The sequence below is a fragment of the Ruegeria sp. CDSC021 genome, assembly GCF_059610845.1.
Genome location: NZ_JBXWOK010000011.1, coordinates 48982 through 63246, shown reverse-complemented (window position 1 = coordinate 63246; position 14265 = coordinate 48982). Strand labels below are relative to the sequence as shown.

General features: G+C 58.5%; 15 protein-coding genes. 12 read left to right on the top strand and 3 right to left on the bottom strand.

The genetic code is table 11. From position 1 onward, the window contains the following. Nucleotides 1-35 precede the first annotated feature (35 nt). Entirely contained in the window at nucleotides 36-2252 is a 2217-nt protein-coding gene (locus AC2FGB_RS16070; protein WP_282027664.1) for a response regulator, read from the top strand. A gap of 9 nt (nucleotides 2253-2261) precedes the next feature. Further along, on the top strand, nucleotides 2262-2723 hold the full coding sequence (locus AC2FGB_RS16065) for a VOC family protein (RefSeq protein WP_282027663.1): 462 nt from the start codon (nucleotides 2262-2264) through the stop codon (nucleotides 2721-2723). Here AC2FGB_RS16065 and yaaA read toward each other — a convergent pair. The 3 genes from yaaA to AC2FGB_RS16050 all read right to left on the bottom strand — a co-directional run bounded on the left by yaaA (nucleotide 2693) and on the right by AC2FGB_RS16050 (nucleotide 5923). Beyond that, entirely contained in the window at nucleotides 2693-3484 is a 792-nt protein-coding gene (gene yaaA / locus AC2FGB_RS16060; RefSeq protein ID WP_496694310.1) for a peroxide stress protein YaaA, read from the bottom strand. The two genes, AC2FGB_RS16065 and yaaA, sit on opposite strands and share 31 nt — an antisense overlap. A gap of 33 nt (nucleotides 3485-3517) precedes the next feature. After that, the gene (recQ, locus tag AC2FGB_RS16055; protein ID WP_496694311.1) at nucleotides 3518-5557 is read right to left on the bottom strand and encodes a DNA helicase RecQ; all 2040 of its coding nucleotides are present in this window, start codon (nucleotides 5555-5557) and stop codon (nucleotides 3518-3520) included. A 78-nt stretch (nucleotides 5558-5635) separates the two neighbouring features. Continuing rightward, nucleotides 5636-5923 (bottom strand): YggT family protein, encoded by a 288-nt coding sequence (locus AC2FGB_RS16050; protein WP_271951835.1) that lies wholly within the window; start codon nucleotides 5921-5923, stop codon nucleotides 5636-5638. A 132-nt stretch (nucleotides 5924-6055) separates the two neighbouring features. Here AC2FGB_RS16050 and AC2FGB_RS16045 point away from each other — a divergent pair, with 132 nt between their 5' ends. The 10 genes from AC2FGB_RS16045 to smpB all read left to right on the top strand — a co-directional run bounded on the left by AC2FGB_RS16045 (nucleotide 6056) and on the right by smpB (nucleotide 14252). Beyond that, complete coding sequence (locus AC2FGB_RS16045) at nucleotides 6056-7423, top strand: MFS transporter (protein WP_496694340.1); 1368 nt, start codon at nucleotides 6056-6058, stop codon at nucleotides 7421-7423. Further along, a complete protein-coding gene (gene mepA / locus AC2FGB_RS16040; RefSeq protein ID WP_496694312.1) occupies nucleotides 7420-8283 on the top strand; it encodes a penicillin-insensitive murein endopeptidase in 864 nt (287 codons plus the stop codon). Before AC2FGB_RS16045 ends, mepA begins: the two co-directional genes overlap by 4 nt. Next, on the top strand, nucleotides 8256-9140 hold the full coding sequence (locus AC2FGB_RS16035; protein WP_142638571.1) for an esterase-like activity of phytase family protein: 885 nt from the start codon (nucleotides 8256-8258) through the stop codon (nucleotides 9138-9140). Before mepA ends, AC2FGB_RS16035 begins: the two co-directional genes overlap by 28 nt. A 91-nt stretch (nucleotides 9141-9231) precedes the next feature. Further along, nucleotides 9232-9876, top strand: coding sequence for a queuosine precursor transporter (locus tag AC2FGB_RS16030; RefSeq protein ID WP_281973321.1), 645 nt, complete (start codon nucleotides 9232-9234; stop codon nucleotides 9874-9876). A gap of 262 nt (nucleotides 9877-10138) precedes the next feature. Continuing rightward, on the top strand, nucleotides 10139-10558 hold the full coding sequence (gene arfB / locus AC2FGB_RS16025) for an alternative ribosome rescue aminoacyl-tRNA hydrolase ArfB (protein WP_281973320.1): 420 nt from the start codon (nucleotides 10139-10141) through the stop codon (nucleotides 10556-10558). A gap of 59 nt (nucleotides 10559-10617) precedes the next feature. Beyond that, entirely contained in the window at nucleotides 10618-11364 is a 747-nt protein-coding gene (locus AC2FGB_RS16020) for an SDR family oxidoreductase (RefSeq protein WP_496694313.1), read from the top strand. A gap of 82 nt (nucleotides 11365-11446) precedes the next feature. Then, nucleotides 11447-12460, top strand: coding sequence for a P1 family peptidase (locus AC2FGB_RS16015; protein WP_496694314.1), 1014 nt, complete (start codon nucleotides 11447-11449; stop codon nucleotides 12458-12460). 113 nt (nucleotides 12461-12573) lie between these two features. Continuing rightward, on the top strand, nucleotides 12574-12987 hold the full coding sequence (locus AC2FGB_RS16010; RefSeq protein ID WP_142638581.1) for a c-type cytochrome: 414 nt from the start codon (nucleotides 12574-12576) through the stop codon (nucleotides 12985-12987). Between the two features lie 199 nt (nucleotides 12988-13186). Beyond that, the gene (idi, locus tag AC2FGB_RS16005; RefSeq protein ID WP_271951847.1) at nucleotides 13187-13729 is read left to right on the top strand and encodes an isopentenyl-diphosphate Delta-isomerase; all 543 of its coding nucleotides are present in this window, start codon (nucleotides 13187-13189) and stop codon (nucleotides 13727-13729) included. 46 nt (nucleotides 13730-13775) lie between these two features. Continuing rightward, nucleotides 13776-14252 (top strand): SsrA-binding protein SmpB, encoded by a 477-nt coding sequence (smpB, locus tag AC2FGB_RS16000; protein WP_142638585.1) that lies wholly within the window; start codon nucleotides 13776-13778, stop codon nucleotides 14250-14252. Nucleotides 14253-14265 lie beyond the last annotated feature (13 nt).

Here is a 14265-nt window from a genome sequence, read left to right as displayed (position 1 = left end):
GATGCTGTGGGCAGATTGTACCGGGATCACCTTTGATGAGTCTTGCAACCAAACTGGCACAGGAAAGACGCGCACGGCTTGCCGCTGAACGTCTGCTTGAGATGAAACAAGCCGAGCTATCAGCGGCCAACCGGAAATTGGGCCTGCACGCGATGGCTCTGACTAAACGCATTGGTGAAACGCGGGCCGAGGTTGAGACGGTGCGCGATGAAAATGAAAAAGTTAAATCGGACCTGACATTGGCCAATGCCAAGATCGAAGTGGCCGAACGGCGGCTATGGCATTCGATCCAGACCTTCCCAGACGGGTTTGCATTCTTCGACGAAGAGAGCCGGTTGATCGGGGCAAATACCTCATATTTCAGCCTGTTTGAGGGGCTGGATGAAGTAGCGCCCGGCATCAGCTATGGCAGAATTCTGGAAACCCTCACGCAGGAGGGTCTGATTGATACCGTGGACGAGGCGCAGGATGATTGGCGCGCCAGGATGCTGGCCCGTTGGAAGTTGTCCAACCCGCCGTCAGAAATCGTCAAGCTGTGGAACGGGCTCTATATCAAGCTGATTGATCAACGCGGTGGCGGTGGCGATGTGGTCAGCCTTGCGCTTGATATAACCGCCTCGGTCCGGCATCAGGCCGAACTGACCGCGGCGCGCGAACGGGCCGAGGCTGCAAACCGCGCGAAATCTGCATTCCTGGCCAATATGAGCCATGAAATCCGCACGCCCATGAACGGTATTGTTGGCATGACCGAGTTGATGACCGAAACCGCGCTGGATGAAGAACAACGGCTCTATCTCAACACGATCCGCAATTCCGGTGAAGCCTTGCTGGTGATCATCAACGATGTTCTGGATTACTCGAAGATTGAGGCGGATAAGCTGGTCTTGCACCCCGAACAGTTCGATTTCGAACGCTGTATCCTTGAGGTGGCGATGCTGCTGCAGCCCAGTGTTCGTGACAAGGGTTTAAGCCTTTTAGTCGACTATGACTTGTTTTTGCCAACCCTGTTCGTAGGCGATCCGGGCCGGGTGCGTCAGGTCTTGACCAATCTGGTTGGCAACGCTGTCAAGTTCACCGCGGAAGGGCATGTCTTGATCCGCGTCACGGGGGTCCCTCGCGCGGAGGCCCAGGCCTGTGATATTCATGTTGCCATAGAAGATACCGGTATCGGTATTGCCGAGGATAAAGCGGCGCATATCTTTGGTGAATTCAATCAGGTCGAGGATGAACAAAACCGACAGTTTGAAGGGACCGGGTTGGGTCTGGCCATCACCAAACGACTGATCAAATTGATGGACGGTGCTATCTGGGTCGAAAGCGAGCCGGGCCAGGGGTCCTGTTTTGGATTTCGGATAACGCTGCCGACGGTCGAAGGTCCGCAACCCGCCCCCCCGAATCTGGAAGGATGTCTGCGCCATGTGGTCGTGGTTGAAGATCTGGCTGTCAATCGAGCGATCCTGTCAAAGCAACTTGGTCGCCTGGGTGCCAAGGTTACCGAATGTACCACCGGAACCGAGGCGCTGGCTACGCTTGATGACACCGTAGATCTGGTGCTGTGCGATCACGATCTGCCGGACATGGACGGGCTGGATTTGGCGGCCACGATAAAGGGCCGGGGGTGGACGGATATCTCTGTCGTGGTCATGTCGGCCAATCCCGGCGTGATTCATGCTCATCCGGCCTGCCAGCTCATTGACGGAGTGTTGCAAAAGCCGATCCCTCGTTCAGAATTATATGCACGTCTGACCGCTCTGGGACGATCAGCGGATTCGATATCGAATGGTTCCGACACGCAAAACCCAACGGTTGCGCAGGTCAGACCGATTGCCGAGGATCAAAGGCTCATGCGGGTTCTGGCTGCTGAGGACAACAAGACCAACCAGCTGATCCTGCGCAAGATGGTCAAGGATCTGAACATTGATCTTCGCTTTGCGGGCAACGGGCTTGAGGCGGTCGCCGCCCATCTGGAATTCGACCCGGATTTGATATTCATGGATATCTCGATGCCCGGAATGGATGGTAAACAGGCCACAGGTGAAATCCGCCGCCGCGAGGTTGAAACCAATCAGCACGTCCCGATCGTAGCCCTGACCGCACATGCAATGAGCGGAGATGACCAGGGTATTTTATCGGCTGGATTGGACTACTACCTGACCAAACCGTTGCAAAAACAGAAAATCCACCAGATGATCCTTGACCATCGGCCAGACGGGACGCAACCGGTTCTTGATGACGAAACCCGAGCGATCTAGGCTGCCGATATGACTGATGACCGTGGATTTTACCCCCGCGCGCTGGGCGAGATTGCCATTCGCTGCGCAGATATGGCCGCTATGGTGCAGTTCTATGAACAGGTGATCGGCCTGCAGCGTCTGAGCGGTGATCATGACAACGCTATAACCTTCTTCCGGATAGCCGAGGGGTTTGGCGGCCATACGCAAGTTCTGGCCCTGTTTCACCACAGCACCGCGCCACGACCGGGGCAATATCGGGCCGGTGCAGAAGGTCCCGAAACAGGAGCGGGATCGTCGCTGCATCATATCGCATTGTCGCTGCCCTTCGACGAGCAGGCGGCGGTCATGAGTTGGTATGACAAGATCGGCCAACCCTATCGCATCGAGCAGTTCGGATGGGTTGGTTGGCGCGGAATTTTCACCGAAGACCCGGAAGGCAACACAGTTGAACTGGTCTCTTACGACCCGTCGATGCTGGCTGAGGCCTGATAGGGCCGGATAAAGACCAGCTTGTCGTTCTCTGACAGGTCAGGGCGGTATTCATAGCCGCCCGAGTCGAACTCCGTCAGGCTGGCGGGATCGGACAGACGGTGTTGAATGACATAGCGTGCCATCGCCCCGCGTGCCTTTTTGGCAAAGAAGCTGACGATCATTGGCGTGCCGCCCTTGTCTTCCATGAAGACCGGTGTGATGACCCGTAATTTCAGCGCTTTGGGGTCTACTGCACCGAAATATTCCTGACTGGCGCAATTCAACAGCACATCGCTACCGGTCCCGGCTGCCTGAGCGTTCAGCGCCTTGCTTAGTTGGTCGCGCCAATAATCGTACAGGTTCTTGCCGCGCCGGGTCTTCAGCCTACTGCCCATCTCAAGCCGATAGGGCTGAATGGCGTCCAGCGGACGCAATATGCCATACAGTCCGGACAGGATGCGCAGGTGATCCTGGGCCCAGGCCATCTCTTCCACATCCAGCGAAGTCGCTTCGAGCCCCTGATAGGTGTCTCCGGCAAAGGCCAGTGCGGCCGGGCGTGTCGCCACAGCATCGGGGGCGTCCGAAAAGGCGCGATAACGGTCGCGGTTCAGGCGGGCCAGATCATCGCTCAGATCCATCAGCTTTTTCAGGTCGCCCAGCGTCAGATTGCGGGCGGTTTTCGACAGGCGGATCGCGTCATCCTGAAAGTCGGGTTGCGTGACCTCAACATTCCGTTCTGCCCAATCCAGCCGTTTGGCCGGGGAAATCACTACCAGCATAGTCGCCCTCGTTTCTTGCCTGTTGGTGGGTATCTAGCTTGCCATACGCAGCACGTCCAGAAAGGCGGCTCCAAACCTTTCGTGACGGCGGCCACCCAGAATCTGTTCGATGGCGCGCGGGTCGTCTGATCGCAACTGCGCCACCTTTGCCAGTTGCGAGGCGGTACAGGTCAGCGGCTTGTCGATTCCATCAGGGCCGCGCGACAGTTGCGACTGAACTTCGAGCAGGCGGTCGAAAATCTCACCCTGATCGCGCCCGGCCAATTTGCGGCGGGCCGGGTGCAGTTCCTCGACCGCGCCGGTCAGAACCTCAAGAAATGTCGCGCCATAGCGTTCCAGCTTTTTGGCACCGATCCCGCTGATCCGGGCCATATCGTCCAGATTGGCGGGGCGGGTTTCGGCCATCTCGATCAGGGTGCGATCGGGAAAAATAACATAGGCCGGGACCCGCGCGGATTCGGCCAGCGCACGGCGTTTCGCCTTGAGTGCGCTCAGCAGCGGTGCGTCTTCTTCGGATACCATTTCTTTGACCACAGGCCGACGGGTTGCTTTGCGGATCGTGTCCTTACGCAAGTTGATCTGCGCCTCGCCTTTCAGGATCGGCTTGGCGGCCTCAGTCATGCGCAGCGCACCGTGGCGGTCGGGATCAGGACGGACCAGATCATGGCCCATCATCTGCCGGAAGATCGCCTGCCATTGCGGGCGCGACCAGTCCTTGCCGATACCATAGGTGGACAGCGCATCATGGCGGCGGGCGCGGATCTTGTCGGTCTCGTTGCCCAGCAGGATGTCGATCAGATGGCCTGCGCCGAACCATTCCTCGGTGCGCAGGATCGCGGACAGGGCCATACGAACCGGGGTGGTGCCATCGAACACTTCCGGCGGGCTGTCACACAGATCGCATTTGCCACAGGGTTCGGTCTGTTCACCGAAATAACCCAGCAAAGTCTGACGGCGGCAGGCCAGCGCCTCGGCCAAGCCAAGCAGGGCGTTCAACCGCGCGTGATCGGCCATCCGCCGGTCAGACGGAGCAAGCCCCTCGTCTATCTGTGACCGGCGCAGGCGAATGTCATCTGCCCCAAACAGGGTCAGGGTTTCTGCGGGAGCGCCATCGCGCCCGGCGCGGCCGATTTCCTGATAATAAGCTTCGATGGATTTGGGCAGGTCCGCATGGGCGACCCAGCGGATATCGGGCTTGTCGATGCCCATGCCAAAGGCAACCGTGGCCACCACGATCAGACCATCCTCGCGCGCAAAGCGGGTCTCGACGATGCGGCGATCCTCGGGGTCCATGCCGCCGTGATAGTGACAGGCAGAGTGGCCTTCGGCGCGCAGGGCCTGTGCCAGAACCTCGGTCTTGTTGCGGGTGCCGCAATAGACAATGCCGGATTGGGTTTTGCGCGCGGCGGCAAAATCCAGGACCTGTTTGCGGGGCCCATCCTTGGCGGCAAAGGCCAGGTGGATGTTAGGCCGGTCGAACCCGCGCAGAAATTTGCGCGGGGCCGCGCCGTCAAACAGCTTTTCGACAATCTCGTCCTGCGTTTCCGCATCCGCCGTGGCGGTGAAGGCGGCCAGGGGCACGTTCAGCGCACGTCGCAGCTCTCCGATCCGAAGGTAATCGGGGCGGAAATCATGGCCCCATTGGCTGACGCAATGCGCCTCGTCCACCGCAATCAAGCTGACATTGATCCGCCGCAACATGCCCAGCGCCGATCCGGCGGCCAGACGTTCGGGAGCCATGTACAGCAGCTTGAGCCGTCCGGCCTCCAACGCCTCCCACACGGCATCGGTTTCTTCGGGGGTATTGCCGGAGGTCAGCGCGCCGGCCTCGACGCCTGCTTCCTGCAAGCCGCGCACCTGATCACGCATCAGGGCAATCAGCGGAGAGATCACCACCGTGACCCCTTCACGCATCAGCGCAGGCAGCTGGAAACACAGGGATTTACCGCCACCCGTGGGCATGATGGCCAGCACGTTTTCGCCCAGCGTGACGGCATCGACGATCTCTTCCTGACCGGGGCGGAAGTCGTCGAATCCAAAGACATCTCGCAGCAAAGGCGCGGCGTCGAACATGTGCGGGGGTGCCCTGTTTTAAGGTTTATCTGCTCTTAAGACAGGACAATCACATACTAAGATTCACCGAACAAGAGGTCAGACAAAATAGACCATATTGTTGATCAGGATAATACGCAGCGCATAGACACCGATCAGAACCACCAGGGGCGTCAGGTCAAGCCCGCCCATTGCAGGCAGAACGCGTCGGATCGGGCCGTAAATCGGCTCTAACAGGCGGTTCAGCCCGTACCAGATCTGCGCAACCAACTGTTGATGCAGGTTCAGCACCTGGAAATTGATCAGCCAGCTCATGATGACATGGGCCAGAATGATGAACCAGACAATGTCCAGAATCAGCAGCAGAATTTGGATCAACGACAGCATGGGGCCTCCGGATTTCACATCTGCTGAGACCTAAGCGCCCCTGCACAAAAGAGCAAGTCCGCGCCAACAGAACGCTTGCGAATTGAGCCAAAGCCCCGTCTTATGATGCCAACAATAAAAAACGGGGCAGGTATGGCAGAGATTTCCAAGCGCAAACGCATCTGGGGCTGGTGGTTCTTCGACTGGGCAAGTCAGCCCTATCACACGCTGTTGGTGACCTTTGTTTTTGGGCCCTATTTTGCCGGAGTAGCCGCCGAGTATTATCTGAACGCCGGGCTGGGTTCCGATGCCGCAGACGCACGGGCGCAGACGGTGTGGGCGAACTGCATGACCATCGTGGGGCTGATCATCGCCTTCGGTGCCCCGCTGATGGGGGCGATGGCGGATGTTTCGGGCCGTCGTATACCATGGATATTCGGCTTTTCCATCATGTACGCGGTGGGCTCTGCTGCGCTGTGGTACACGTTGCCGGACGGGTCAAACATGTGGCTGATGCTGTCGGCCTTTGGCCTGGGTTTTGTCGGGGCGGAATACGCGCTGATCTTCGCCAATTCTCAGCTGCCCGATCTGGGTGATGACAGTGAGGTGGGCGAGATATCGGGTTCGGGTTTTGCCTTTGGCTATTTCGGCGGGCTTATCTCGCTGGCAATCATGCTGGCCCTGTTTGTTGAGCAGGGTAATGGCAAGACCCTGATCGGCATGGACCCTGTTTTTGGTCTGGACGCCGCAGCACGCGAAGGCACGCGATTTGTCGGGCCGTTCACCGCCGTGTGGTTCATTCTGTTCATGATCCCCTATTTCCTGTGGGTGCGCGACGATCCAGATGTCGAAAAGAAAGGCAGCGTCAAAGAGGCGCTGCAGCTGCTGGTCAAATCAGTCTCTAACCTGCGCAATCGCGTTAGCCTCGCCAGCTATCTGGGCTCGTCCATGTTCTATCGTGACGCGTTGAACGGGCTGTATACATTTGGCGGCGTTTATGCGCGGCTGGTGCTGGAATGGGATCTGATCAAGATCGGCGTATTCGGGATTGTCAGCGTTCTGGCTGCGGCAGCCTTTGCCTGGCTTGGCGGCAAGCTGGACAAGAAATACGGCCCCAAACCTGTCATTCTGGTTGCGATCTGGGTACTGATCTTTGTCTGTATCACCGTCGTGATGATGGACCGGACCCAGATCTACGGCATCGCCCTGCCCGAAGGGTCGGGCCTGCCGGATCTGGTGTTCTTTGGTTGCGGTGTTCTGATCGGCGGCATGGGGGGTATCCTACAATCGGCCAGCCGTTCTCTGATGGTGCGCCACACCGATCCCGCTGCCCCGGTCGAGAGCTTTGGCCTGTATGGCTTGTCCGGCCGCGCCACCGCATTTGCGGCCCCGTTGTTGATCGGGATTGCCACAACTGTGACCGGTAGTGCGCGACTGGGGGTGTCACCCATAGTTCTGTTGTTTATTCTGGGACTGTTCCTAATGCGCTGGGTGAAACCGGAAGGGGATCAGAGCAGATGATTTTATTACGTTTTTTCGCGGTCATTGCCGCAATCACATTCGCCGGTACCGCAGGTTCCGAGCCGCTGGCCAAGCAGTTATTCGGAGGCCAAAAGCAAAGTTCACAACAAAAACCGGCCGCTTTCGGTAGTTATTCGCGCGGCTGTGCAGCGGGGGCGGTACAACTGCCCGAAACCGGACCCACATGGCAGGCTATGCGCCTGTCACGCAACCGCAACTGGGGCCATCCGCAGGCGATCGACTATGTCCAGGATCTGAGCCGGTTTGCAGCCAAGCAGTCAGGATGGAATGGTCTCTATATAGGCGATATCAGCCAGCCGCGCGGCGGGCCGATGACATCGGGCCACCGCAGCCACCAGCTGGGTCTGGACATCGATATCTGGATGCTGCCCGGTGACAACATGCGTCTTTCCCGCAAGTCGCGCGAGAATATCTCTTCGATTTCCCTGCGCCGCTCGAACGGTGCCTTCGTCAACGGCAGCTGGACCAAACAGCATCACGCAGTGCTGCGTGAGGCGGCAAAAGACAAGCGCGTGGCGCGGATATTCGTCTTTCCCGGCGCCAAGGTGCAGATGTGCAATGACGAAAAGGGAAACCGCGCTTACCTGCGTAAAATCCGACCGTGGTGGGGCCATCACTATCATTTCCACGTGCGGTTGGCCTGTCCAAGAGGATCAAGCGGCTGCGTGAATCAGGATCCGCCGCCCAAGGGTGATGGTTGCGCCGAAGCACAGCAATGGGTGAACAACATCCTCAACCCGCCACCGCCCGATCCAAACGCGCCTGCTCCCAAGAAACGACGCGAATACCGGCTGGCCGATCTGCCCAAGCAATGCACAAACGTCTTGCAATCCAACTGATCGCGGCGCTGCTGCTGTCAGGGGGTGTCTGGGCCGAGGGAGCAAAGCCTGCCGCTTTGCTGAACAATTTTGCCTGGCGACATCAGGCGGATTGGTTCGGCGGATATTCCGGAATTCACATCTTTGACGGTGGCACCCGCATGATCGCGCTGAGTGATCGTGCAACGATGTTGGACGCTCGTATTGATCGAAACGAGGATGAGATTACTGGCATCGAGATCCAGCGGCACTGGCCCATCCTGTCCAGCACCGGCAAGGTTCTGGTGGGCACCGCGGGCGATTCCGAAGGCCTGGCAATCGCCCCTGACGGTGGGGTCTATATCTCATTCGAGGGTGTGCACCGGGTGGCTTATTATTCCGATCCAACCGGCCCGGCGCAGGTTCTGCCACGCCCCAAAGCCTTTGAGGTTCTTGACCATAACGGCTCGTTCGAGGCTCTGGCCATTGACAGGCTTGGGCGGCTGTACACCCTGACCGAAAAGAGCCGTACCGTATCGGGGGACATACCGGTATATCGTTGGGATGGTCTGTCGTGGTCGACACCTTTTGTCCTGCCGCAACGGGGCAAGTTCCTGCCAGTAGCCGCGGATTTCGGCCCCGACGGGCGGTTCTATGTGCTGGAACGATCGGTGTCCCTGACAGGCTTTCGGTCGCAGCTCAGGCGTTGGGAACTGAATGGTGACACTCCGCAATCCGAAGAGATCTTGCTGCAAACCGCGCGCGGGACGCATGACAACCTCGAAGGCCTGTCGGTCTGGCGTGACGATCAGGGAAGGTTGCGGGTTACGATGATTTCGGATGACAATTTTCTGGCCCTTCAGCGGACGGAACTGGTGGAATATCTGCTGCCCGATTGACAGGCTCGAAACAAAGGTCTAAACGCACGGCTTGCCTTGGGACGGTCCCTTGGCCAAGTCGCCGCTACCTTGTCAAAACGGGCATCAAAACATGCAACGCGCTTTTATTCCCGGCATTCTTGCCATGGCCACCATCGTTGTGGCTTCGAACATTCTGGTCCAGTTCCTGATCCTTGACGGGCTGTTGACTTGGGGTGCTTTCACCTATCCACTGGCCTTTCTGGTCACCGACATCATGAACCGCGTCTATGGCGTGGCCACCGCCCGCAAGGTCGTGTTTGCCGGGTTCGTCACCGGCATCGTCTGCTCGCTGATCGGCAGCCAGATCATGCTGCAGGGCGACGGGTTCACCTATGCCGCTGTGCCGCTGCGGATCGCTGTTGCCTCTGGCACTGCTTTCCTGATCGCCCAGCTGACCGATGTCACCGTGTTCAATGCAATGCGCGGGGGTCGCTGGTGGCGCGCACCGCTGGTCTCGACCCTAGTGGGTTCGGCGCTGGATACAGCATTGTTCTTCACTATCGCCTTTTCTGCCTCGATCGCGATCTTCGGCGCCAATGCCGACGCTGCGATCAGCTGGGCGTGGGAGCCTGTTCCCTTCATGCTGTCTGGCCCGATGGCACCCCTGTGGGTCACGCTGGCCTTTGCGGACTGGCTGGTAAAGTTGTCGCTGGCACTGATTGCGCTGATCCCCTTCAAGGTGATCGTTGCGCGCCTGACCGCGCAGCCCGTGTAAAAAACGCTTTGAGAATGGCACAGCTTGTGTCACCATCCTTGTTAACCGCAACAGATAGAAAAGGAGGTGATCCAGTGTCGAGAAAGAGATTGGAGAGAGGTGTTGGAACAACCGGGGGGATCGCCCGTTAGGGCAGCCCTTGGCGGAGCGCTCGCTCCGGCTGGTCGATTGATCTAACCGACCCAACCTCCTGAACTTTCGAAGGGCCGTCCTGCTAGGGCGGCCCTTTTTGTTTCCGCACAGCACTTGTAAGGTCCGCCCCATGTTGCGGATCAATGACGATATCACCCTGCAAGACTGGGAAATGACCGAAAGCTTTGTGCGCTCTTCCGGCCCTGGCGGGCAGAACGTGAACAAGGTTTCAACCGCGGTTGAGCTGCGGTTCGAAGCGGCGCGCTCGCCCTCACTGCCTGATCCGGTCAAGGCGCGGCTGAAACGGTTGGCTGGGCGGCGCTGGACCAAAGAGGGCGCGATCATCATCCAGTGCGAGGAAACGCGTAGCCAGGCCCGCAACCGCGAGATTGCGCGGGTGCGATTGGCTGAACTGATCACCCGCGCGCTGGTCAAACCCAAACGGCGTATCGCCACCAAGCCCACCTTTGGCTCGGTCAAACGTCGATTGGCCGCCAAAAAGGCCCGTTCGGATGTCAAATCTCTGCGCGGCAGGGTCGACGAAGATTGATCTGGTAACTTCTTTGCGCCTTGCTACTCTGCCCTGACAGGCGACAAGGAGGCAAAGCCATGAGGTTGGAGGGAAAAACCGCAATCGTAACCGGCGGCGCGTCCGGGTTCGGGGCCGGTATCGCGCAGAAGTTCATTGCAGAGGGCGCACGCGTGATGATCGCGGATATCAACGGCGCTGCGGCCCGCGAAATGGCAGAAACGCTGGGCGCGCAGGCTATCGCGCAGCAGGTTGATGTGGCCAGCACGGCATCGGTTCAGGAAATGGCGGACACCGCCCACGACGCCTTTGGCGGGCTCGACATCCTGGTCAACAATGCCGGAGTGACCCATCTGCCGACCCCGCTGGAGGACGTCTCCGAAGAGGATTTCGACCGTGTCTTCAACGTGAACATGAAATCCGTCTATCTGACTGCCCGCGCCTTTGTGCCGATGATGAAGGCACGCGGAACCGGGGCGATCCTGAACGTCGCCTCAACCGCCGGGCTGTCCCCACGCCCCAACCTGAACTGGTATAACGCGTCCAAGGGTTGGATGATCACCGCAACCAAGACCATGGCGGTAGAACTTGCTCCGTCCGGCGTGCGTGTCAACGCGATCTGCCCTGTGGCTGGGGAAACTCCGCTGCTGAAATCCTTCATGGGCGAAGAAACCCCCGAGATTCGCGCCAAATTCCTGTCGACCATCCCATTGGGTCGCTTCTCGACTCCCGAAGACATGGCCAACGCCGCCTGCTTTCTGTGCTCGGATGAAGCCAGTATGATTACGGGCACCACGCTCGAAGTGGACGGGGGCCGATGCATTTGATCCGGACTTCATTTGGCTCAAAATATCTCCGCCAGAGGCAGCGCGCCGAGGCGCGCTTCCCTGCCCAACGTCAGAGGTTTCGATGACTCCCGGATCCAAAAACCTGATCACCGATGTCCCAGGGCTGAAGGTCGGCAACGCGCAGGACGAGGCGTTGAAATCGGGCACAACTGTTCTGACGGCGGACAAACCCTTTGTTGCTTCTGTCCATGTAATGGGGGGCGCGCCGGGCACGCGTGAAACTGACTTGTTGGCACCGGACAAAACCGTTGATCAAATCGATGCGATCGCGCTGTCTGGTGGCTCGGCTTTCGGGTTGGACGCCTGCTCAGGGGTTACGGATGGTTTGCGGGGCGACGGGCGCGGCTTTGCTGTCGGGAATGCGATTGTGCCCATCGTGCCGGGAGCAATTCTGTTCGATTTACTCAATGGCGGCGATAAAACTTGGTCCGAGAATCCATACCGCGCTCTCGGAAAGGCAGCCTACCACGCTGCCGCAGAATGTTTTGCGCTCGGTTCAGTCGGGGCAGGAACCGGCGCATTGGCGGCTATGCAAAAAGGTGGCCTGGGTTCTGCATCGTTGGTTCTGGACGACGGCATCACTGTAGGCGCGCTTGTGGCAGCCAATCCGGTTGGCAGCGTCACGACACCTGGGGATCGCCACTTCTGGGCGGCGCCATTCGAGATCGACAACGAATTTGGCGGCCTGGGGCCAGACCTCTCATCGGGTCAAGCACAGATTCAGCAAAGCCGCAAAGCTCTAGCTATGGGGCAGGTTGACCCAGACCGGGCCAACACGGCCATTGCAATTGTCGCAACTGATGCCGCGTTAACCAAGACACAGTGCCACCGCCTGGCGGTGACAGCTCATGATGGCATCGCTCGCGCGATTGTGCCTGCGCATACTTCACAAGATGGTGATCTGGTTTTCGGCATCAGCACTTCCGGTCAAGCTGTTGACCCAAGCGTGCTGCCTATGATCGCGCATGCAGCCTCGGTTTGCCTGTCGCGGGCGATCGCCCGTGCGATTTATCTGGCGTCACCCAGTGCAGGCGATCTTCTGCCCTGTTGGGCAGACGTACATGACTTAAGTTAAGGACGACCCGATCCCGGCTGTGACACAGTGCCATCGCGCGGCAATCTGCGCGTTGACTCTCTGCCGCGCCAGAGGTCCTTTCTGTGCAGCCAATTCGTATCGGAGCAAAAGTTATGAATCGTATCCTCGCGACCGCAATTGCCGGCCTACTGGCCCTTCCAGTCTATGCTGAAGGTGACACCGAAGCTGGCAAGAAAGCCTTCAACAAATGCAAATCCTGCCATCTGATTGCTGATCCCGATGGCGAGGTGATCGTAAAGGGCGGAAAAACCGGCCCGAACCTCTATGGGGTTGCAGGCCGTACTGCTGGGACGGTCGAAGGGTTCAAATACGGTGACAGCATTGTCGAAGCCGGTGAAAACGGCTTGGTCTGGGACGAGGCAACCTTTGTCGAATATGCCCAGGACCCCAAAGCCTTCCTGCAATCCTATCTGGATCAGACCTCGGCCAAGTCCAAAATGACCTTCAAGCTGAAAAAGGGTGCTGAGGACGTTTACGCCTATATCGTCAGTGTTTCGGGCGAATAACCTGGGAAACCACGCAATCGGTAAGACCAGAAAAGGCCGCAGCCCCTGCGGCCTTTCGTGCGGTTGATAACCGGATCAATAGACGCCAGTTTGGAATCGCGTGGTGCATTGCCCGCTTTGCACCACAGCCAAGCCTATCAGGCCAAAGCTATTCCGGAATTCCCGGTCGCACAGGCGGATCGGCAGCAGGAGACGACAAATGGGAATCATGATCCCGGCCTGGGTTGATGGTGAATTGACCCCCGTTGAAAAGCTTGAAGCCCATGAAAAGGGTCTGCGGCACAAAGCGGTGTCGGTCTTTGTTGTGCGCGGCACCGAGATTTTGCTGCAGCGCCGGGCGATGGGCAAATACCACACGCCCGGCCTGTGGGCGAATACCTGCTGCACCCATCCTGACTGGGGTGAGATGCCCTCGGTCTGTGCAGTGCGTCGCCTGCAAGAGGAACTGGGGATCACTGGGCTGTATCCCGAATATCGTCACCGTTTGGAATATCACGCCGATGTCGGCAATTCGCTGATCGAGCATGAGGTGGTAGACGTATTCCTGGCCCATGTTCGAGGACCACTGAAGATCGAGCCGAACCCCGAGGAAGTGATGGATATCCGCTGGATCGACTACCACGATCTGCTGGCCGAGGTGCAGCGCCATCCTGACCGGTTTACGCCTTGGCTGAAAATCTATCTGCACAACCACGCCGACACGATTTTCGGCCCCGATCTGATTATCTCGGCCAAATCCTGATGCACCTGCTTGCAAGGTCCGCCCAAGGGGCATAAATCAACCCGTCATGGCCAAGCAGAAGACAGACCCGAATTACAAAGTCATCGCCGAAAACCGGCGCGCCCGTTTCGATTACGCGATCGAAGAGGATATCGAGTGCGGCATCATGCTGCACGGGTCCGAGGTCAAATCCCTGCGGGCAGGCGGGTCGAACATCGCCGAAAGCTATGCCACGGTTGACGACGGAGAGCTGTGGTTGGTCAACAGCTATGTCGCCCCCTACGAACAGGCCAAGGTCTTTAAGCACGAAGAACGTCGTCGCCGTAAGCTATTGGTGTCGCGCAAAGAGCTGTCAAATCTGTGGAACGCGACCCAACGCAAAGGCATGACGCTTGTGCCGTTGGTCCTGTATTTCAACCACAAGGGCCTGGCCAAGATTAAGATCGGCATCGCCAAGGGTAAGAAAAACCACGACAAACGCGAAACCCAGGCCAAGCGCGACTGGTCACGGCAAAAGCAACGCTTGCTGAAAGATCACAGCTAAAGGCGCTCGACTA